The organism is Tamlana carrageenivorans (genome assembly GCF_002893765.1).
Classification (GTDB): Bacteria; Bacteroidota; Bacteroidia; order Flavobacteriales; family Flavobacteriaceae; genus Pseudotamlana; species Pseudotamlana carrageenivorans.
The window spans coordinates 1,478,276-1,499,347 of record NZ_CP025938.1 but is presented as its reverse complement, the minus strand read 5'-3'; the positions used below and the strand labels follow the sequence as shown (position 1 = coordinate 1,499,347).

Here is a 21,072-nt window from a genome sequence, read left to right as displayed (position 1 = left end):
ATAATTCTTATAACAAACGCAACCGAAAAAGAAACAACCCTTCCTATTAAACCCTATAAAATTTTTAATACATTTGTAGTGTAAACTTTAGGGGTGTTCGTTAAATCGAACTGAGAAAAACCCTTTGAACCTGATGCGGTTAGTACCGCCGAAGGGAAAAGTTGAAAAGCACATGGCAATATGTGTTTACAAACCTTTTCATTTTAGTGCCAGCATGCGCACTTTCTTTTCAAAGCCCATTTTTCTCGACCCTTCAAAATTTACAGCATATTTAAATATTCTGTTTATGATTAAAATACGGGTTAACGAGAAAATTTTGGAGGTTGCTAAAGACTTCAATATTCTTCAATTACTAGAAAAATTAAACACGTCCCAAAATGGTATCGCGGTTGCTATAAACAGCGCCATCATTTCACGTGATTCTTGGGCTTCACAAAATTTTTCCGAAAACGATAATATTCTCATTATACAAGCTACACAAGGCGGGTAAAAGCCCCTTAATCCCAAAACGGGAAAATTAAACGCTTTAAAATCTTATTAAAAATAACCACTCTTTATTTGCCCTTCGGGCTTAGGAGGAAAACAAAATAACAATGAAAAACAAAGACACAGCTCCAAAAGAAGGTCAAATTACCAGAAAGCCTTTTCCAAATTCGAAAAAGATTTACGTATCAGGAAAAATTCATCCGCAAATTAAAGTAGCGATGCGTGAAATTTCTTTAAGCGATACCACCGATTCGATGACCAAAAAGAAAACGGCTAACGAACCGGTAACGGTTTACGATACTTCTGGTCCATACACCGATCCGAATAAAGAAATTAACGTTCATAACGGTATCGAACGTATTAGAGAACAGTGGATTTTAGACCGTGGCGATGTGGAAGAATTAGATACTTTTACTTCTAAATATTGTAACGAGCGTTTAAACGACAAAAGTTTAGACCACATGCGTTTTGATTTAAAACACAAACCAAAACGTGCAAAAAAAGGTAAAAATGTCACGCAGTTACACTATGCTAAACAAGGCATCATCACGCCAGAAATGGAATATATCGCCATTCGTGAAAATCAGCGTATCGATGAAATGACCGAAATAAGAAAGCAGCACAAAGGAGAACACTTTGGTGCCGCTATTCCAGAAAAAATTACTCCTGAATTTGTACGTTCGGAAGTTGCTAGAGGCCGTGCCGTTATTCCTTCAAACATCAATCACCCAGAAGCCGAACCTATGATTTTAGGTCGTAACTTCTTAGTGAAAATAAACGCTAATATTGGAAACTCTGCTACCACCTCATCTATTGAAGAAGAGGTAGAAAAAGCCGTTTGGGCTTGCCGTTGGGGTGCCGATAATATCATGGATTTATCAACCGGACAAAACATTCATGAAACCCGTGAGTGGATAATCCGTAACTCACCAGTTCCAGTAGGTACCGTGCCTATTTACCAAGCATTAGAGAAAGTAAATGGCGTTGCCGAAGATTTAACTTGGGAAATTTTTCGTGATACTTTAATAGAACAGGCCGAGCAAGGGGTCGATTATTTCACCATCCACGCAGGGGTATTGTTACGTTATGTACCAATGACAGCCAATCGTGTAACTGGTATCGTTTCTCGTGGTGGTTCCATCATGGCTAAATGGTGTTTAGCGCATCATAAAGAAAGTTTCTTATACACGCATTTCGAAGAGATTTGCGAAATTTTGAAATCTTACGATGTTGCCTTTTCTTTAGGCGATGGTTTACGTCCAGGATCGATTGCCGATGCGAATGATGAAGCCCAATTTGCCGAATTAGAAACGCTTGGTGAACTTACCCAAATTGCACGTAAGCACGAAGTGCAGTGTTTTATTGAAGGACCAGGTCACGTACCAATGCACATGATTAAGGAAAACATGGAAAAGCAAATTGAAGTTTGCGACGAAGCGCCTTTTTACACCTTAGGCCCTTTAACGACCGATATTGCTCCAGGTTACGATCACATCACTTCCGGTATTGGAGCTGCAATGATTGGTTGGTTTGGTTGCGCGATGTTATGTTATGTAACGCCAAAAGAACACCTAGGTTTACCAAATAAAGAAGACGTTCGTGTTGGTGTAGTCACTTATAAATTAGCGGCACACGCTGCCGATTTAGCCAAAGGACATCCAGGGGCACAACACCGTGATAATGCTTTAAGTATGGCACGTTTTGAGTTCCGCTGGGAAGACCAGTTTAACTTAGGTTTAGACCCTGAGCGTGCTTTAGAATATCACGATGAAACACTGCCTGCCGATGGCGCTAAAGTGGCGCATTTCTGTTCGATGTGCGGACCAAAATTCTGTTCCATGAAAATTTCACAAGAGGTGCGCGATTTCGCTGCCGAAAATGATATTGTCGATAACGAAGTGATCCAAAAAGGCATGGAAGAGAAGTCTCAAGAATTTAAAGAAAAAGGTTCAGAGGTTTATCTTTAATCAATATTCAATTTACAATGTGCAATGAACAATTACATCCAGTTATTAAAATTGCACATTGTCAATTGTTAATTATCAATTGACAAAATGATAGTCGTTATAGCTCCAGAAAATGATATTCCAAACGAAATTGAAATGCTACATCAGCTATTTCAAGCGGGTTTACAATATTATCATTTAAGAAAACCGAGTAAAACTTACGAGCAATACGTGAACTACTTAAATCAGATTGATAAAAAATATCACAATAGGGTAGTCGTGCATCATTTTCATGAGTTGGTAAATGCATTTGAACTGAAGGGGATTCATTTTCAGGAACAAAAAAGAAGGGATCATATCGATAATCCAGGGCAGTACTTTAAAAATTTAAATATGTTTGGAAAAACAATTAGTGCTTCCTTTCATGAACCTGAAGAACTAGAAAATTGTTATTTCGAATTCGATTATCATTTATTAAGTCCTGTATTTTCATCCATATCAAAACCAGGATATGAAGGTCGAAAATTTGATGTCAATCACATCGATAAAACCATTGTAGGAATGGGTGGTGTAACTGCAAAAAACTTAAGCGAATTTGAACAATTAGGTTTTAAAGGCGTAGGTGTTTTAGGAGGTATTTGGCAAAGCGAAAACCCTGTTGAAAGTTTTAAAAACCTATATCAATTAAAACACTCTAATGGTAATCAGTAATTTGGAAAATAAAGAAAATTAATAAGTAGGAATTTTATGTTAAAAAAATCCCGTATTTTCGCTGACTTTATACAAAAGATTACAGAAAAATTATTTTCTAGATGGTGTGTATGTATGAATCACCAACGCGTTATTAACAATTCATTAATCTTAAATGATAAAATAAAATATCTGAAATTCAATAACTTAAAACGATTAACATATGCACTAAAACTTACAAAAAACAAAGGATACAACTCTCCCCAAAATCTTATAAATGCTACTAAAACAAGTATATTTATACCCCTAAAGTATCCTAAGTTGCTATTATCAACATAACTAAACTAATTTATAGTATGAATAAAAATTACACCACATCTACTACAAATGGTACCTCGTTATTTGATAATTGTATATTAAGTATTGCAGGTCACGACCCTTCTGGAGGGGCAGGAATGACTTCAGACATCAAAACTTTTGAAGCCCATGGCTTCTATGGCTTATCAACTTGCAGCGCCATCACCATTCAAAATGACATTGATTTTAAACAATGTATTTGGACGAACCCAAAGGTTATTTTAAATCAAATTGAAACCCTTTTCGAACGTTTTAATATTTCAGTTGTAAAAATTGGAATTATTGAAAATTGGCAAACTTTATCCCTAATTTTAGATAAACTACATCTGTTAAACCCCAAAATTAAAGTGGTTTTAGACCCAGTAATTAAGGCAAGTTCGGGGTTCGATTTCCATTTTAAAGAAAGTCAAGAACTCCTCGAAAAAATTTGGAAACAATGTTATATTATTACTCCAAATTACGATGAAATTAAAGCGCTTTATCCTGAATTTACTGTTAAACAAACCATTAAGCACATCTCAAATTACACTAAAATCTACTTAAAAGGGGGGCACCGCCAAAATAAAAAAGGATGGGATGAATTGTATTACGACACGATCGAGGCCATTGAAATTTTTCCTATTTACAAAACGATTTACGAAAAACATGGTAGCGGTTGTGTTTTATCATCGAGTTTAGCTTGTAATATCGCTGCTGGTTTTCCAATAAAAGACGCTGCTATAAATGCTAAAATATACATAGAAACCTATTTACGCAGCAATGAAAGCCTTTTAGGAACACACAAAATGAATGTCGCGGTGGTTTAGCTGCATGAAATATAGAAATTTTAAGTAGTTGAGTATGGAATTAACAAAAAGTTTTGAAGCATTAAAAGTTTGGCAAGCCGGTCATCAATTCGTACTGGAGGTTTATAAAATGAGTAAACAATTTCCAAGAGAAGAAATTTACGGATTAACCTCTCAATTTCGAAGAGCAGCGGTTTCAATAACCGCCAATATTGCCGAAGGATATAAACGTAAAAGTCCGAAAGAGAAACTAAGATTTTATAATTTTTCGCAAGCCTCACTAGAAGAATGCAGATACTTTTTAATACTTTCCAAAGACTTAGGTTATGTAGAAAACAACGATAAACAAGTAAAATTAATACAAGAAGTGAGTAAAATGTTAAACGCCTATTGCCGAAGCATTATCAAGTCCATGAATTAACTTAACTACTTAAACTTCTTAACTACTTAACTTCTAAAACTACTTAACTACTTAACTTCTATAAAAACAAAAAATGATTCCAAAACTACACTACATATCGCAAGGAAGTTCACCTAAAACACATCTGGAAAACATCCAACAGGCTTGTCAATCGGGAGCAGAACTGGTTCAATTGCGTTTAAAAAATTATTCAGAAAAGAAAATTTTAAAAGCTGCAGAAGAAGCGCGTGACATTACATCCCATTTTCAAACCCGGCTAATAATTAACGACCATTATAAAATAGCTAAAACGGTAAAAGCTGATGGGGTCCATTTAGGAAAATCGGATGCTGATCCAGAAACTGTTAGAAAAACGTTGTATTCATGGCAAATTATTGGAGGTACAGCAAATACGCTTGACGATTGCGAGAGTTTAATCAACAAAAAAGTAGATTATATAGGGTTAGGCCCTTTTAGATTCACCGAAACTAAAGAAAATTTGAGTCCGATTTTAGGGCTTTCGGGTTACCAAAATATTATAGAAAGTCTAAAATCAGAAACACCCATAATTGCTATAGGAGGTATAACTATTAACGATATCTCTGAACTATTAAAAACAGGAGTTTACGGTATCGCAGCCTCAGGAGAAATAACAAACGCATTTAATACTATTGAAAGAATAAAAAAGCTGTTAAGACATAAAAACGACGTTGTAGAACAAGTCTGGAAGCCTACCCCCTCAACTTCATAACTTCATAACTCCATAACTACAGAACTTCCAAACTCCTAAAAAAAAAATGAAAGACACCCTAAAAATAGCCGATAAAACCTTCACCTCACGATTGTTTACTGGCACTGGAAAATTTAGTAATACGCGTTTAATGCGCGAAAGTATTTTAGCTTCAGAAAGTGAACTGGTAACCGTGGCTTTAAAACGCGTTGACATGGATAACGAGTCGGATGATATGCTGGTGCATTTAAAAGAAAACCACATCAACTTACTACCAAATACATCTGGAGTTAGAACGGCCAAAGAAGCTGTTTTTGCCGCACAATTAGCTCGAGAAGCTTTAAAAACCAATTGGGTAAAATTAGAAATTCATCCTGACCCAAAATATTTATTACCCGATCCTATAGAAACCTTAAAAGCTGCTGAAGAGTTAGTGAAATTAGGTTTTGTAGTCATGCCATACATTCATGCCGATCCAGTGTTATGCAAGCGTTTAGAAGAAGTAGGTGTACAATGTGTGATGCCTTTAGGCGCTCCAATTGGCAGTAATAAAGGTTTAAAAACAAACGATTTTTTAGAAATCATCATTGAGCAAAGCAATGTTCCTGTTATTGTAGACGCTGGTATTGGCGCCCCATCGCATGCGGCATTCGCTATGGAATTAGGAGCAGATGCCGTTTTAGTGAATACTGCCATCGCCGTTTCTCAAAACCCTGTAGCTATGGGTAAAGCCTTTAAAATGGCTGTAGAAGCTGGTAGAATGGCTTATAATGCAAAATTAGCACCCGTTAAAAAACACGCCGAAGCTAGTAGCCCATTAACATCATTTTTAAATTAAAAAAGTAACTCCTCAACTTCTTAACTCCTCAACTCCTTAACTCCTCAACTTCTTAACTCCTCAACTCCTCAACTTCTTAACTCCTCAACTCCTTAACTCTCAAACAAAAACATGAAAAACACCTTCCGAGACACTTTTGATCTATACGACTGGGACACCTTAGAACATGACATATATGGGTTTTCTGAAGCTGATGTGAAAAACGTATTGGCAAAAGATAAAATAACTTTAGACGATTTTAAAGTACTTATTTCGCCAGCCGCTACACCGTTTTTAGAGCAAATGGCTCAACGTAGCCATGAGCTCACTAAAAAGCGATTTGGGAATACCATTCAGATGTATATCCCTATGTATTTATCCAATGAATGCCAAAATATATGTACCTACTGCGGATTTAGTATGACCAATAAAATTCCACGTAAAACCTTAAGTGATGCCGAAATTTTAAAAGAAGTGGCTCACATAAAAAGTTTAGGTTACGATCATATTTTATTGGTTACCGGTGAAGCTAATAGAACCGTTGGAGTCTCCTATTTGAAACACGCCATTGCCTTAGTTAGAAACCATTTTTCAAACATCAGTATTGAAGTGCAGCCATTGGATCAAGAGGAATACGAAACGCTCATTACTGAAGGCTTATATGCTGTTTTGGTATATCAAGAAACCTATCACGAAGCGACTTACAAAATACATCATCCGAAAGGAAAAAAATCAAATTTTAATTACCGTTTAGACACCCCCGATCGCTTAGGCAAAGCAGGTATACACAAAATTGGTTTGGGCGCTTTATTCGGATTAGAAGATTGGCGTGTTGATAGTTTTTATACGGCATTGCATTTAAAATACCTTCAAAAAACGTATTGGAAAACAAAATATTCAATTTCATTTCCACGATTACGTCCGCATCAAGGTGAAGTACAACCCAAAGTTGAAATGACCGATAAAGATTTAGTGCAACTCATTTGTGCATATCGTTTGTTGGATGAAGATGTCGAATTATCAATGTCTACACGCGAAAGTGAAACCTTTAGAAATCACATCATCAAATTAGGAATTACATCTATAAGTGCTGAATCTAAAACCAACCCCGGTGGTTACGCTGTAGAACCTCAATCTTTGGAGCAATTTGAAATTTCCGATGAACGTTCAACTGATGCTATTAAAGAAATGATTCAATCGCAGGGTTACGAAGTGGTTTGGAAAGATTGGGATAGAAGTTATGTGAATTCATTTTAAAGGGTTACAAAAATTGATTCACGAGTCAAGCATTCAACTAACTAATTAGTAAGCGTGATTATGACTTATAAAATTACAGACCTTTCAGGTTTTGAAAACCTGAAAGGTTTAATTTTTTTGAACTGTACTCCATAAATACACCTAAATTTTGATGTAATGGACAAAATGGTTGGTAAATCCTTTCGAAGAGCTTATGTTTATTAGCTTTGAAGCAAATCAAAGGCTTTGAATAAAAAAAATGTAAATTTTGTAATAGCTTACTAACCCATAAATATGGTGTTAGATTAGAAAAACAGCGTTATAAATGTTTGAATTGTAAAAGTGTTTTTACTGGAGGAAAAGAAATTCAAGTAGACTCTCTTTGGGATGAATATACCAGAGGAAAGCAGACCTATTTACAGCTTTCTCAGAAATATGGATGTTCAAAGCGAACTATACAACGTAAACTAGATCTTCATCAAGTAAAGGACGTAGAGATAACACCTAAGAAAGTTATTGTCTTAATGGATACAACATATTGGGGGAGAAGCTTTGGATTAATGCTCTTTAAGGATGCTTACAGCAAGGAGAATCTTCTTTGGTATTACGTCAAATCAGAAACTAACGCTTTGTATATAAAGGGGATTAATGAGCTAAAATCTAAAGGTTTTGAGATTGTTGCTATTGTATGTGATGGTAGAAAAGGCTTGGTTGGTACGTTTAAAGGAATACCGTCCAGCTCTGTCAATTTCATCAAGTTGCTGCAATAAGAAGATATATAACTAAGAACCCGAAAATGCTTGCTTCAATTGAATTAAAAACGCATGTAGCTATGCTCAAAAATACAGATAAAGAATCTTTCGAAGGAGGATTAAATATGTGGTTTATTAAGTGGGAAAGCTTTTTAAATGAGCGAACTATTAATAATGAAACAGGCAAGAGTCATTTTACCCATAAACGACTTAGGAGTGCGTATAGAAGTCTTAATACGAATATGACATGGTTATTTACATGGTATGATAATTACGATTTAAATATTCCTAATACAACCAATATGATTGATGGGCATTTTTCTGATTTAAAAAACAAACTCAGAAATCATAACGGATTAACCAAACAAAGAAAAATCAAATTTATTAATGAGTTTTTAAAAGCAAAAATAGACGTACAAGAATAGGTGTTAAAAGACCAACCATTTTGTCTATTAGGCCTAAATTTTTAATTACCTAACCTAGATAATTAAAAACCTACTTTTTTATTTCATTACCTTTGAAGCTTTAAAACACACCCATTGAGCTTCACGTTTAGTAAAAAAGAAAAACTTAAAAGCAAAAAACGCATCGAGCAATTATTTGCTGAAGGAAAGTCGGTTTCGGCCTATCCCTTACGCTTGGTATTTATGCCATGCCAATTCGAAGAAAACACCTTGGCACAGACTGGTATATCGGTAAGCAAACGTCATTTTAAATTGGCTGTAGATAGAAATCGTATAAAACGTTTGATGAGAGAAGCTTATCGCCTTAACAAAGCCACTTATTTTAACAATTTAAGTCAGCCCTATGCGTTTATGATTTTGTACATTGGTAAAGACAAACCAAAATTTGATTATATAGAAAAACGCATGCAGCTTCTATTTGAAAAATTTAGAAGTCATATTTCTGAAAAATAATAGTTTACATGAAAAAAATCTTTAGTAAAAAAGTTATAATTCCAGTTGTAGTTGGTGTTGTATTTTTAACGACATCGGCCTTTAAAAATGATTTTTTTGAAATAGCGAAACAAATAGAAATTTTCACCACTTTATTCAAAGAACTCAACATGAATTATGTGGATGAAACCAATCCTGGAGCGCTTATGGACACGGCTATTAAAAGCATGTTAGCCGATTTAGATCCGTACACGAACTTTATGAACGAACAGGATGTTGAAGCTGCTAGAATTAATAATACCGGCGATTATACAGGTATTGGTGCACGTATAAAAACGCTAAAAGATAAACTTCTAGTTATCGAACCTTATAAAGATTATCCAGCAGATAAAGCTGGCTTAAAACCAGGTGATGAAATCATTAAAATAGGAAATACGGTAGTTGCTAATTACGAAGATCATGCTGGCGATTTATTAAAAGGAACCTCAGATTCATCGGTTGAAGTGACCTATTTACGCCAAGGAAAATCACATACGACCACTATAAAACGTGCCGAGGTAGATATCAAGGCGGTTCCGCATTTTTCAATGGTAAACGATAAAACAGGCTACATTGTTTTAAGCCGCTTTAATAACAAAGCTTACACAGAAACCAATTATGCTTTACGCGATTTAAAAGCTCAAGGGGCTAAAAAAATCATTTTAGATTTACGAGGAAACCCTGGCGGATTACTTAATGAGGCTATTAAAATTGTAAATCTATTTGTGCCAAAAGGGCAATTAGTTGTTACCACAAAATCGAAAGTAAAAAAGTATAACAGAACCTATATTACTCAAAATCAACCTATAGATACCGAAATTCCATTAGTGGTTTTAATCGATGGTGCCAGTGCCTCTGCAAGTGAAATTGTATCGGGCGCGTTGCAAGATTTAGATCGTGCCGTTATTGTAGGCTCTAGAAGTTTTGGTAAAGGTTTGGTTCAACGTCCTAAACAACTCACTTACGGCACTCAAGTTAAAATTACCATTTCAAGATATTACACCCCATCGGGCCGTTGTATTCAGTCTTTAGACTATTGGAATAGAAACGAAAAAGGGGAGGCGGTACGTGTTAAAAAAGAAAACTATCACCAGTTTAAAACTAAAAACGGAAGAAAAGTTTTTGATGGCGGCGGGGTATTACCAGATGTAGCTTTAGATGCGGCAAAAAATCCAACCATTACCAAAGCCATTCAAGAAAGCGATTTCATCTTTAACTACGCGGTTAATTATTATTACAATCATGATATCAAGCATATTAATAGTTTCAGCTTAACGGACAAAGATTTTTCAGATTTCAAAAATTACTTGAAAACCAACAATTTTTCATTTGAAACTGAAACAGAAAAAGACCTAAAAAAAGCTTTTGAAACCGCTAAAAAAGAAGCTTTAAACGACAATATTGAAAAAGAGTACAATACGCTAATAAATCATTTAAACGCTTCTAAAAACACGGTTATAGACGAAAATAAAGCCTATTTACTAGAATTATTAATCGAAGATATTGTGAAATGCTACGTGTATCGTGAAGGTTTATATGATTATTATAAAATTCATGATACTGAAATTAAAAAAGCTACTAAAATATTAAGTAATTCTACAACTTACCAAAGTTATTTAAGGTAGTTGAGAACTTTAAGCTGTAGACTCTAAGCTATCATATGCATTACGCTTTAGAGCAACCTCACAACATACTCTGTAACTTTGTAACGCTCTTTATAATATTATTAGCTATAACCCTGATGCATATAGCCTAAAGCATATTCCATACAGCCAATTATCATCATTTCTTCCCGTTCATCTATAAAAAATTCAGATGCCCTAGCTTCTTGCTATTTATAAATTAAAAATAACCCGTTGTGCATTTTAAATAATGCTAATTTTAATATTATTAATGTTTCTCCCAAAAATAAACTTATTGATATACTGAATAGTTGTTAAAGCAGTTATCTTAGCTACGATTCTTGTTTTAAAACCTTCAAAAGTTTTAGCATAATTGCGTCTTATCATAAATTGGTCACAAAGTTGTGAAAATAATGTTTCTATCCTTTTCCTCTTTTTTCTAAATACATAAGGCTGTACTTTGTAATTTTTTTGATTGCTTCTCATAGGTGTATTTAGCGTTATATTACAGGTTTCAAACAAGTTAAGCTGTATTTCTGTTGATAAATAGCCTTTATCACCAATTAATGTACAATCGCTTATTTGCATCTTAATATCTTTAAGATAATTAATATCGTGTACAGATGCTGGACTCAAATCGATACTTTGAAAGACACCATTTACAGAACAAACAGCGTGCAGTTTATAACCGTAATAATTAGAACTTTGAGCTGCACAATAACCTTTATCTGGAAATGCATAAGTGTTTTCTTTACAAATCTTTGAACGAGAACTGCGTGATAATTTACAAACTTCTAAAGGCATACTATCTACTACAAAATAATCTTCAAATTCATTAAAATGGGAAGCTAAGCTTAACCTGATACTGTTGAGCTTATTAACTAGTTTTCGTCTTCTTCTATTGTAGACACTTCTCTCTATTTTTGATAATAGGGAATCTGGAAGTTTTCTAAAAAGGTCATTTTCACTATCTATTCCCATAAATTCGGCAGTAAGACTCAAACTGATAAGTTCTAAATCACTAAGCTTTGGTTGTCGTCTTTGATAACTTAAAAGTTGTTCTTTCGATATTTTTCTTAATACTTCCAATATTCTTTCGTAATTTGCACTCAAGTTGTTCATTATTAATGATTTGTAGTTAAATCAATTTACTGATTTTCAGTAAGATGAACAACTTTTTTCTTTTAAATCATAATGCACAACGGGTTAAAAATATTATATTTATATCGCTTATGACTTCCTACTATGATTAAATTATTGGTATCCTTATTAATAACACTCCAGTGTATCTGTGCTTTTTCGCAACAAGCACTGACACATGAAGTGTATTTTGAGACCGATAAATACGATGTTCCTAGTACTGAAGAAAACCGCTTACTTCTCTTCATTTCCACCTTAAATGATATCCAAATAGAATCCATTTCTATATTCGGATTTTGCGACGATCGCGGCGCCGATAATTATAATTTAATCCTTTCTCAACAACGTGCTGATGCCATAAAAAGCATATTTTCAAACAATAAAATAAGCGAAAGCTTAATTACTAATGTGGATGGCAAAGGAAAAATTTTACTCAGAATTGTAAAAGAAGAAGATATTTTAAAAATTCGAGGCTTAAACCGAAAAGTTGAAATTATCGTGGAACCTAAACTTCCAGAGCCAGAAACTATTGAAGAGGTTAAAATTTTAAATGAGGAAAAAGAAAAAACCATCATTGAAAAGATTAAAGAAGGTAAAAAAGGTGATAAAATAGTTTTTAGCACCATTCACTTTAAAACTGGTGAAGTTACTATTAACGCCGAATCTCAGCGTAATCTTGAAGAGATAGCCGATGCGCTTGTAGCCCGTAAAGACATTTATTTCACCATTCAAGGCCATGTATGTTGCACACAAAACACCCGTGATGCCGTAGATATAAAAACGAAAAAACGCAACCTTTCTGAAGCCCGTGCCGAATTTGTTTATAACTACTTTGCTAAAAAAGGGGTGAGTAAAAAACGTATGAGACACCTAGGCATGCGCAGAAAATTTCCATTAGGCGGTGATCCTAAATTTGACAGACGCGTTGAAATTGTTATCACTTATGTGGATGATCAAGTAAAATAATACTTTTAGAAAGCTTATTTAATATCATCAATTAATCGTTGATTTATTCGCTCTACGCCCGCCATATTTCTTTGTAAAACAACTTCTACATCTTCGGTTTTAATATGACCTAAAATACCCCAAGGTCCATAATACCCTTCATCTAACAGCGTTTTAATCATGTCGTACTCATAATCACCTTCACCTATGGTTAATATTTTAGGACCATCTTTTCGTAATCCATTTAAATTAACATAAGTTAAATAAGGCTTTATTTTTTTTAAGATCCTTGGATAATCATCTAAATAATCGTGAGCATGATGAAAATTATACACCATCTTTAAATCATATTCTGGTAATTTTTTAATGATGTCGACTTGATTATCAGGATTTCCAAACCAGCCATGATGGTTGTATAATGCGATACCACATCCTACTTGATCAGCTTTTTCCTTTACAAATTTGATATATGAGATGGCACGGTTTAAAGCTTCTTCTTGCGATAAATTTTCAAAATAATTATCACTAAAACTCAACCATATTTCTGGTTTATTATCAATTAATTTGAGCTTATTAAATAACTGTTCATTTAAAGCACTTAATTTTCCGATGCTATCTCTTTTGGCATTTAACCACAAAAAAATGGATACAATTTCTAAATTATTGGCTTTAGCAAGAGCAAATTCTTCTTCAATATAGGATAAATGATTTTCTTTCCAATTGTAACCATATTTAGAAAACCCCATAGTTTTTAACATGGCAATACGTGCCTTAGGTTGGCGTTCTAGAGAATCGAACGACACGATACACCAAGGTGATATGTCTTCAATACGAATCTGCTTTGTATTCTTAAAACAAGCAAAGTTTAGAGCCAGTAAAATTAGTACCAGCTTAATTTTTAATTTTTTAAAAATCATTAATCTAAACATTTACCGCTATTATACTTTTATTTTAAAGCAGTATCGGTTGATTCTGGCTCATTTTTTAAATAAGTATCTAAAAACTTCAGAATTCGACTGTATGCTTCCATTTGATTTTCCTTTTTTCTAAAACCATGACCTTCATCTTCAAATAAAACATAATCTACAGGCACATTGTTTTTACGCACTGCTTCAACAATTTCATCCGATTCAATTTGTAACACCCTAGGGTCTTGTGAACCTTGTAAAACAATTAAAGGCTTAGTTACTTTATCGGCATGAAATAATGGTGAAATACGTTTTAAACGTACCGAATCGGCGGTAAAAGGATCACCTAACTCTAAGTATAACGAGGTTCTATAAGCTTCCCAATAAGGTGGAATACTCTTTAAAGTACGCATCCAATTGGTAACTCCAAATAAATTAACACCAACTTTAAATTCTTCGGGTGTAGAGGTTAATGCGGCCATAGTCATAAAACCACCGTACGATCCTCCTAATATTCCTATTTTATTGCCGTCTATTTCAGATTGCTTAGCTAACCAATTTTTGCCTTCAATACAATCTTTTAAATCTTTTTCGCCATGGTTTTTATCATCCATTTTATAAAAGGTTTTTCCATAACCACTACTTCCGCGGTTATTAACGGCTAGAATCGCATAACCATGATTGACTAAATATTGAATTAAGGCAGAAAATTGTTGTCGACTTTGCCCACCAGGTCCACCATGCACCCAAACCATTGCTGGGACTTGATTATCCTTAGAGGCATGATGTGGCGCATAGTAAATGGCCGGAATTTCGGTACCATCAAAAGACTTGTAACGTATCACTTTAGCGGTCACCAAATCGTCAATATTTATAGCATCGTTTAATACGTTTGTTAATTTATGCTGTTCTTTAGTCTCTAAATTATAGGTGTATAAATCGGAAGGTTTGTTTGTGCCGCCAACATACATACACATCCATTTTTCATCCTTACTAAAACGGATATTTGTAATACTACTGTCTTTAAAATCTGGTAAATTAATAGGTTTCATGGTTTTGGAATCTAAAACCTCAACAGCATTTCTGCCATCTTCGTTAACATAAACAACCATGTAAGAGCCTTTTGAAGTAAAACTAATTCCTGAGATATCCCAAGCTTTCTCCATGACTTTTTTCTTTTCTTTGGACTGTAAATCATATGCCATGAGATATGAAAATTCGCCACCATCATCGGTTGTATAATAAAACGTTGAATTATCTTCTGAAAAATCTTGAGCCATATTAGCACTCAAATGGTCGTTGATTTTATTAATTTCCTTTGTTTTAACATTGTAAATAAATAAATCGTAATCGTTGGTATTTATGGATTTTGATAGAGCTATAAAATTTTCATCGTTAGATATGCCACTAAACTCCATACCATCGTTATTTTGATAAATCATGGTGGTAGTATAATCATCAATCGCTAATTTATAAACATCAAAATAGTTTGGATCTCTTTTATTAGATCCAAAGTAAAAATATTTTTCATCTCCCGACCAGCCATAAAAACTAGATTTAGCATTTTCACCAGGAGTTAAATCCTGAACGGATCCATCCAATTGCTTAACATAAAGATGTGTTATTTCATTACCATTTCCATCGGTAGAAAATAATATTCTGTTGTCGTTTGGAAAATATGAGGTACTAAAAATTGAAGTACTATCAGAACTTGTAATAGGCGTTATCTCGCCACCGCTTGCCGGAATGCTGTACACATTAAAAATACCCGACAGGTTACTTGAAACCAGTACATTATTATTATCTGCAGAAAAACTCCCACCGTAAACGGACTCATTATCCATAAATTGTTTGATAGAATAATGCGTGACGTTTTTTTGAACGTCCTTTGTTTCTTTGATACAAGAAAAAAAAAGCATTAATGTGGCTAGACCTAAAATTTTAGATATCATATTAACAGATTTTTGTAATTACTTATTTTTTAAAACTTAAATAAAATTTACAGTATTTAATCACAACTTACTGATTATTAAATTTTTATAAAAAAAATAAAAAAATTATCCATAAATTCAGACTTGAAATAGGTTATCCATTAAGGTATACAACCTTTAAAGCTTATAAAACATCGCGATATGCGGAATACCATCTTCCAAATAAGTTTCGCCTACGGCTTTAAAACCAAGATTGGAATAAAATGCTTTTAAATAATATTGTGCCGAAATTTTTATAACGCTTTCGCGGAAATGTGTTTTAATAGCATCTATAGAAAATTCCATAATATGATAACCATATTGGTGGCGTCGTTCATTTTTAGCTACTACCACACGACCAATACTAGATTCATCAAAGTAAATACCTGGTTTAAAAATACGTGTATAAGCCACTAATTTGTCTTCCTTAAACCCTAATACATGCCATGCTTTTTGGTCTTTACCATCAATATCTTGATATACACAGTCTTGTTCTACCACAAAAACTTCGCTCCTTAATTGCAGTACATCATAGAGTTCTTGTGTCGTTAAAGCTTCAAAAGATTTTAGTTTGATATCTAAGGTCATGGGGTTAAAATATATGAAAGCGTTTCTTATTTATTTGATTTAAGAAAAATTAAATAGAATGATACCTACTGCCTTTTATTATGAGATTCCTGCCTACGCAGTAATTAGTCTTGAACGATCACATCTTTAGCATCATCTTTACTGTATTCAGGCTGAATGTTTACATGATTGATATCGTACTTTTTAAAAACCAAATCTTCAATATCGTGTAAAATGGCATCAAATTCTGATAGGGTGATATTTTCACTAAAATCGATATGAGCTTCCAGATGCACTTCATCTTCATTCAATTGCCAAACATGAACGTGGTGCACGTTTTTAATACTGTTAAAAGCATTAATTTCTGCCACAATTTTTTCAATAGGTACCGACGATGGTGTAAAAAGCATTAAAACCTTGGTAGAATTAATTAGCAAATCAAAACCCATCCAAATTAAGTAAATAGCAATAGCGAAAGTAAGCACACTATCCACCCAAAAAAGCTGATAATATTTCATGAGTAATCCACCAACCAACACGGCCACACTAGCCATCATATCGGTTAAAAGATGGATGTAGGCACTTTTCATGTTCATATTGCTTTTAGAATCCTTTTTAAGTAAAAGCACACTAAAACCATTGCCTATAATAGCTATTAAGGATAACCAAATAACCAAATTAGATTCAATAATTTCAGGTTTATGGAAACGTTTAATGGCTTCAATTATTAATAAAATAGCCACAATAATTAAAGTGGCGGCATTAATAAAAGCAGCTAATATTTCGGCACGTTTATATCCAAAGGTTTTTTGAAATGATGCTTTTTTCTTGGTTAATTTATTAGCGACATAACTAATAATTAACGAAATTACATCACTAAAATTATGTAAGGCATCACTAAGTAATGCTAGACTTCCAGAAAGGATTCCACCAATAACTTGAGCAACCGTTATAACAATATTTAAAAGTATGGATATAACCAGATTCCGACCTTTAAGATCGGGATGATCATGAGTATGATGATGCCCATGATGATGACTCATTTAGCAAGAAACAGGAATTTTATCTATTCTAGTTTGGTGACGTCCGCCTTCAAATTCGGTATTTAAAAACACATCTACCATTTCTAAAGCTTGTGGAATGGCAGTAAATCTAGCTGGAATACATAAAATATTAGCGTTATTATGACTTCTTATTAAATGTACAATTTCCTTATTCCAGCATAAACCAGCACGAATTTTTTGATGTTTGTTTGCTGCCATAGCCACACCATTAGCGCTACCACAAATAAGAATACCATAAGTAGAGGTCTTGTTAACAACATCGGTGGCCACTGGATGTACAAAATCGGCGTAATCAACGCTGTCATGTGCATCGGTTCCATGGTTATTTACAGTATAACCTTTAGCTTCAAGAAGTTCCTTAATAGCAAATTTATATTCTGTTCCTGCGTGATCGTTACCTATAGAAATTGTCATGATTTAAATTCTAATTATTTTAAGTAGCAAAGTTACTAAATATATCATTGTTTTCTTGTTAAGATTGTAGACTGCTTTGATAAAGGCATCAAGATTCTTGACTTTCTCATATAGGACTTAAAATTGTCTATTAAAAAAATTAGTTTCATAAGATCATTCAAAATAAATGATAGTATCAAATGATAGTATCATAAAATGAAATCACCTTTCAAATTATCTATTCGTTTTTTATTTGATAAATTTGGTACCGAATCCCACTACAAATCATACAAGCGACTGGTATTTTTATACAAAAAATAATCTTCAAAAAGACTTTTTACAAACACTTTTCATTCTAAAAAATACAAGTAATTCATAATCAAATGAATGGAATATATTTATTCCAAAATCACCGCTATCCTTTATGAATGTTGATTACTTTAAATATTACTTTTAACAACTTGTTAATAACTGTTGATTACTTTCTAAAAGAAAAATATTGAATATCCATTTATTTTTCCAATCAAAAACCGGAACTAAAAAAACAAATATTTAACTCACTTTTTTTTTTAATGTTATGAGCCTAAAAATTGATCACTATAAACATAAAATGAAAAAAACTTATGAGTAAAAAGTGGTTAAATGGAGTTGTTAACAACTGTGTATATAAAATCTAAAATCATTCAAAATAAAGCTTTTACAAAAAATTCTATTGTTAAGAACCTATTAACAAACTGTAAATTTAAAGCCATCAAAATAAAACTCAAAAAAGTTATACCACTTATTAACACCCTATAATAACCACCATTGTTTTTTTAAATTTTTAAAAGAAAAATAATAATATATAGATATATGTGGATAACTATAAAATGGAGTGATTTCTAAAAATAAATATATAGTCTATTCATTTTTTTAAGCTTAAGTTAAACTAATAACTAAGCTAAATTCAGGTTCAAATTACTTAATATATTGTGAATTAATGTTTACAAAACATCGCTTTAAAATATAAACCGTAGCTTTGTAGAAAATAAATAGCATATCTTCTCCCAAAACCATGCTATGTAATAACACAATTTCTAGTATCTTAGAAATTGTAAACGATCACAGAATTTAATGACTAGAAAAAGAAAAGGAAAATCCAAAAATAAAGGCATTTCCAACCTATCAAATACCATATTAAGTATTTTAAAAAAAGAACGTAACCAAACGTTTAACTACAAACAAATAGCAGCCAAACTTGGTGTAAACGATGCGAGTAGTCGTAATCAAATCATAAAAAAATTACGGGATTTACAAGGCAAACAAGAGATTGAAGAAGTAGATCGCGGTAAGTTTAAGGCCATTATTAATGCCGAATACCATACCGGCATTCTTGATTTGGCCTCTAAAGGTAACGGCTATGTTATTTGCGAGGATTTTGAAGATGATGTATTTATTGCTTCTAATAATATTAACAAAGCTCTACATAACGACGAAGTTGAATTTTACGTCTATAAACGTAGAAAGCACGGCAAGCTTGAAGGCGAAATTACCAATATTATAAAACGTGCTAAATCGGAGTATGTTGGTGTGATTCAACTGCATGATAATTATGCCTTTGTTGTAGCCGATAGCAATAAAATGTACAAAGATATTTTTGTACCTATCAATAAAACCTTTAAAGCTGAAGATGGCGATAAAGTTTTAGTCAAACTAGAAGATTGGCCAGAAAAAGCCGATTCTCCTAACGGAAAAGTGGTTCAAGTTTTAGGAAAACCAGGCGATCATAACACCGAAATACATGCGATTTTGGCAGAGTATGGTTTACCTCACGAATTTCCTTATGAAGTGGAACAGTTTGCCAATCAGTTAGATACTTCCATTACAGCTGAAGAAATAGCTAAACGTCGCGACATGCGTAAAGATTTAACCTTTACCATAGACCCGAAAGATGCTAAAGATTTTGATGATGCTTTATCTTTTGAAGTGTTAGACAATGGTTTATACGAAATAGGAATTCATATTGCCGATGTGTCGCATTATTTAGAAGAAGGCACTGTTCTAGATGACGAAGCTTACGAGCGCGCTACCTCTGTTTATTTAGTGGATCGTGTGGTGCCTATGTTACCTGAAGTCCTTTCTAATAAAGCTTGTTCTTTACGTCCGCATGAAGAAAAATACACTTTTTCTGCAGTGTTTCAAATGAATGATAAAGCCGAGATTAAAAACCAATGGTTTGGAAGAACGGTAACCTATAGTGATGCCCGTTTTGCTTATGAAGAGGCCCAAGCGATTATAGAATCTAAATCGAATACCATTCCTGCTGAAGTATCTTTAACAGGAAAAACCTATGACACCGATCAAAAAATCGCCGATGCCATTTTAAAAATGGATGCACTGGCTAAAATTATGCGTGGTAAGCGTATGCGTTCTGGTGCCCTTTCTTTTGATAAGGTTGAAGTAAAATTCAATTTGGATGAAGAGGCAAATCCTATTGGTGTATTTTTTAAAACCAGCCAAGATGCTAATAAACTTATTGAAGAGTTTATGCTTTTAGCGAATCGAAAAGTATCAGAATTTATAGGGAAACAAGATCCTAAAAAAACCTTTGTATATCGTGTTCATGACGAACCAGACGATAGTAAATTAGCTAATTTACAAGGTATTGTATCTAAATTTGGTTACAAACTTAATTTTAAAGACCGTAAAACTACAGCAGCTTCCTTAAACCATTTATTAACAGAAGTGCATGGCAAAAAGGAGCAAAATTTAGTAGATACCCTCACGATAAGAAGTATGAGTAAAGCCGAATATACAACACATAATATTGGGCATTACGGATTGGCTTTCGACTATTACAGCCATTTTACTTCACCTATTCGTCGTTACCCCGATGTAATGGCGCATCGTTTATTGCAACATTATTTAGATGGCGGAAAATCGGCTAACGAAGATGTGTACGAAGAAAAATGTCAGCATTCCAGTAATATGGAAAACCTGGCTACTAAAGCCGAACGTGATTCTATAAAATACATGCAAATTAAATTCATGCAAGATCATAAAGATGAGGCTTTCGTGGGTGTTATTTCTGGAGTTACCGATTGGGGCATATACGTCGAAATTATCTCAAATAAATGTGAAGGAATGGTGAGTGTTCGCGATATGACCGACGATCACTACGCCTTCGATCAAGATCAATATGCTATGGTTGGTCGAAATTCGGGCGTTACCTATCAACTAGGTGATGAAGTGGTTGTTAAAGTTAAGAACACCGATTTAGTTAAAAAACATTTAGATTTTAACTTATTAGGGAAACCTGAAACCGCGATTTAAAATTATCACAAAGTGAA

18 protein-coding genes, 1 pseudogene and 1 riboswitch are annotated in these 21,072 nt (G+C 33.6%); of the genes and pseudogenes, 13 read left to right on the top strand and 6 right to left on the bottom strand.

The annotated features are described in order from the left end of the window. The first annotated feature begins 79 nt into the window (after positions 1 to 79). Positions 80 to 174, top strand: a riboswitch (TPP riboswitch). Positions 175 to 286: 112 nt separating this feature from the next. The 11 genes and pseudogenes from thiS to C1A40_RS06650 all read left to right on the top strand — a co-directional run bounded on the left by thiS (position 287) and on the right by C1A40_RS06650 (position 10,759). Next, positions 287 to 490, top strand: a complete 204-nt coding sequence (gene thiS / locus C1A40_RS06705) for a sulfur carrier protein ThiS (RefSeq protein ID WP_102997157.1) — start codon at positions 287 to 289, stop codon at positions 488 to 490. Positions 491 to 593: 103 nt separating this feature from the next. Continuing rightward, a complete protein-coding gene (gene thiC, locus C1A40_RS06700) occupies positions 594 to 2,453 on the top strand; it encodes a phosphomethylpyrimidine synthase ThiC (RefSeq protein ID WP_102995222.1) in 1,860 nt (619 codons plus the stop codon). 87 nt (positions 2,454 to 2,540) lie between these two features. Then, positions 2,541 to 3,143: a thiamine phosphate synthase gene (locus C1A40_RS06695; protein ID WP_102995221.1), complete on the top strand. Its 603-nt coding sequence runs from the start codon at positions 2,541 to 2,543 to the stop codon at positions 3,141 to 3,143. A gap of 335 nt (positions 3,144 to 3,478) precedes the next feature. Then, positions 3,479 to 4,285, top strand: coding sequence for a hydroxymethylpyrimidine/phosphomethylpyrimidine kinase (locus tag C1A40_RS06685; protein ID WP_102995219.1), 807 nt, complete (start codon positions 3,479 to 3,481; stop codon positions 4,283 to 4,285). A gap of 34 nt (positions 4,286 to 4,319) precedes the next feature. Next, on the top strand, positions 4,320 to 4,685 hold the full coding sequence (locus tag C1A40_RS06680) for a four helix bundle protein (protein ID WP_102995218.1): 366 nt from the start codon (positions 4,320 to 4,322) through the stop codon (positions 4,683 to 4,685). A gap of 73 nt (positions 4,686 to 4,758) precedes the next feature. After that, positions 4,759 to 5,415: a thiamine phosphate synthase gene (gene thiE / locus C1A40_RS06675; protein WP_102995217.1), complete on the top strand. Its 657-nt coding sequence runs from the start codon at positions 4,759 to 4,761 to the stop codon at positions 5,413 to 5,415. A gap of 46 nt (positions 5,416 to 5,461) precedes the next feature. Continuing rightward, positions 5,462 to 6,232, top strand: a complete 771-nt coding sequence (locus C1A40_RS06670) for a thiazole synthase (RefSeq protein ID WP_102995216.1) — start codon at positions 5,462 to 5,464, stop codon at positions 6,230 to 6,232. A gap of 111 nt (positions 6,233 to 6,343) precedes the next feature. Beyond that, positions 6,344 to 7,468 carry a 2-iminoacetate synthase ThiH gene (gene thiH, locus C1A40_RS06665; protein ID WP_102995215.1) on the top strand — a complete coding sequence of 375 codons (1,125 nt, stop codon included), beginning with the start codon at positions 6,344 to 6,346 and terminating at the stop codon, positions 7,466 to 7,468. A 248-nt stretch (positions 7,469 to 7,716) separates the two neighbouring features. Next, positions 7,717 to 8,624 (top strand): annotated as a pseudogene (locus C1A40_RS18770) (IS256 family transposase, variant Zn-binding type); the annotation flags it as partial. Positions 8,625 to 8,738: 114 nt separating this feature from the next. Continuing rightward, positions 8,739 to 9,116 (top strand): ribonuclease P protein component, encoded by a 378-nt coding sequence (gene rnpA / locus C1A40_RS06655; protein WP_067151716.1) that lies wholly within the window; start codon positions 8,739 to 8,741, stop codon positions 9,114 to 9,116. Positions 9,117 to 9,124: 8 nt separating this feature from the next. After that, on the top strand, positions 9,125 to 10,759 hold the full coding sequence (locus C1A40_RS06650; RefSeq protein WP_102995214.1) for a S41 family peptidase: 1,635 nt from the start codon (positions 9,125 to 9,127) through the stop codon (positions 10,757 to 10,759). A 240-nt stretch (positions 10,760 to 10,999) separates the two neighbouring features. On the opposite strand, the gene C1A40_RS06645 is transcribed toward C1A40_RS06650, so the two are convergent. Next, a complete protein-coding gene (locus C1A40_RS06645) occupies positions 11,000 to 11,878 on the bottom strand; it encodes an IS982 family transposase (protein ID WP_102994439.1) in 879 nt (292 codons plus the stop codon). Between the two features lie 123 nt (positions 11,879 to 12,001). Here C1A40_RS06645 and C1A40_RS06640 point away from each other — a divergent pair, with 123 nt between their 5' ends. Further along, positions 12,002 to 12,862 (top strand): OmpA family protein, encoded by an 861-nt coding sequence (locus tag C1A40_RS06640; RefSeq protein ID WP_102995213.1) that lies wholly within the window; start codon positions 12,002 to 12,004, stop codon positions 12,860 to 12,862. Between the two features lie 14 nt (positions 12,863 to 12,876). On the opposite strand, the gene C1A40_RS06635 is transcribed toward C1A40_RS06640, so the two are convergent. The 5 genes from C1A40_RS06635 to C1A40_RS06615 form a co-directional block, all read right to left on the bottom strand. Then, positions 12,877 to 13,758 carry a sugar phosphate isomerase/epimerase family protein gene (locus tag C1A40_RS06635; protein ID WP_158651308.1) on the bottom strand — a complete coding sequence of 294 codons (882 nt, stop codon included), beginning with the start codon at positions 13,756 to 13,758 and terminating at the stop codon, positions 12,877 to 12,879. Between the two features lie 29 nt (positions 13,759 to 13,787). Further along, positions 13,788 to 15,701 (bottom strand): S9 family peptidase, encoded by a 1,914-nt coding sequence (locus C1A40_RS06630; RefSeq protein WP_102995211.1) that lies wholly within the window; start codon positions 15,699 to 15,701, stop codon positions 13,788 to 13,790. A gap of 156 nt (positions 15,702 to 15,857) precedes the next feature. Further along, entirely contained in the window at positions 15,858 to 16,307 is a 450-nt protein-coding gene (locus tag C1A40_RS06625; RefSeq protein WP_102995210.1) for a GNAT family N-acetyltransferase, read from the bottom strand. 104 nt (positions 16,308 to 16,411) lie between these two features. After that, positions 16,412 to 17,329, bottom strand: a complete 918-nt coding sequence (locus C1A40_RS06620; RefSeq protein ID WP_102995209.1) for a cation diffusion facilitator family transporter — start codon at positions 17,327 to 17,329, stop codon at positions 16,412 to 16,414. Further along, a complete protein-coding gene (locus C1A40_RS06615; protein WP_102995208.1) occupies positions 17,330 to 17,764 on the bottom strand; it encodes an RpiB/LacA/LacB family sugar-phosphate isomerase in 435 nt (144 codons plus the stop codon). It abuts the gene before it with no gap. 1,092 nt (positions 17,765 to 18,856) lie between these two features. Between C1A40_RS06615 and rnr the strand changes: the two genes are divergently transcribed. Next, a complete protein-coding gene (gene rnr, locus C1A40_RS06610) occupies positions 18,857 to 21,055 on the top strand; it encodes a ribonuclease R (RefSeq protein ID WP_102995207.1) in 2,199 nt (732 codons plus the stop codon). Positions 21,056 to 21,072: the final 17 nt, after the last annotated feature.

Bases quoted from the DNA above. Each gene is read 5' to 3' on its own strand.
- C1A40_RS06620 (WP_102995209.1), bottom strand. From the start codon at position 17,329: ATGAGTCATCATCATGGGCATCATCATACTCATGATCATCCCGATCTT.
- C1A40_RS06670 (WP_102995216.1), top strand. From the start codon at position 5,462: ATGAAAGACACCCTAAAAATAGCCGATAAAACCTTCACCTCACGATTG.
- C1A40_RS06645 (WP_102994439.1), bottom strand. From the start codon at position 11,878: ATGAACAACTTGAGTGCAAATTACGAAAGAATATTGGAAGTATTAAGA.
- C1A40_RS06615 (WP_102995208.1), bottom strand. From the start codon at position 17,764: ATGACAATTTCTATAGGTAACGATCACGCAGGAACAGAATATAAATTT.
- C1A40_RS06695 (WP_102995221.1), top strand. From the start codon at position 2,541: ATGATAGTCGTTATAGCTCCAGAAAATGATATTCCAAACGAAATTGAA.
- C1A40_RS06625 (WP_102995210.1), bottom strand. From the start codon at position 16,307: ATGACCTTAGATATCAAACTAAAATCTTTTGAAGCTTTAACGACACAA.
- C1A40_RS06640 (WP_102995213.1), top strand. From the start codon at position 12,002: ATGATTAAATTATTGGTATCCTTATTAATAACACTCCAGTGTATCTGT.
- thiH (WP_102995215.1), top strand. From the start codon at position 6,344: ATGAAAAACACCTTCCGAGACACTTTTGATCTATACGACTGGGACACC.
- C1A40_RS06650 (WP_102995214.1), top strand. From the start codon at position 9,125: ATGAAAAAAATCTTTAGTAAAAAAGTTATAATTCCAGTTGTAGTTGGT.
- thiE (WP_102995217.1), top strand. From the start codon at position 4,759: ATGATTCCAAAACTACACTACATATCGCAAGGAAGTTCACCTAAAACA.
- C1A40_RS06685 (WP_102995219.1), top strand. From the start codon at position 3,479: ATGAATAAAAATTACACCACATCTACTACAAATGGTACCTCGTTATTT.
- C1A40_RS06680 (WP_102995218.1), top strand. From the start codon at position 4,320: ATGGAATTAACAAAAAGTTTTGAAGCATTAAAAGTTTGGCAAGCCGGT.
- C1A40_RS06630 (WP_102995211.1), bottom strand. From the start codon at position 15,701: ATGATATCTAAAATTTTAGGTCTAGCCACATTAATGCTTTTTTTTTCT.
- C1A40_RS06635 (WP_158651308.1), bottom strand. From the start codon at position 13,758: ATGATTTTTAAAAAATTAAAAATTAAGCTGGTACTAATTTTACTGGCT.
- thiC (WP_102995222.1), top strand. From the start codon at position 594: ATGAAAAACAAAGACACAGCTCCAAAAGAAGGTCAAATTACCAGAAAG.
- rnr (WP_102995207.1), top strand. From the start codon at position 18,857: ATGACTAGAAAAAGAAAAGGAAAATCCAAAAATAAAGGCATTTCCAAC.
- thiS (WP_102997157.1), top strand. From the start codon at position 287: ATGATTAAAATACGGGTTAACGAGAAAATTTTGGAGGTTGCTAAAGAC.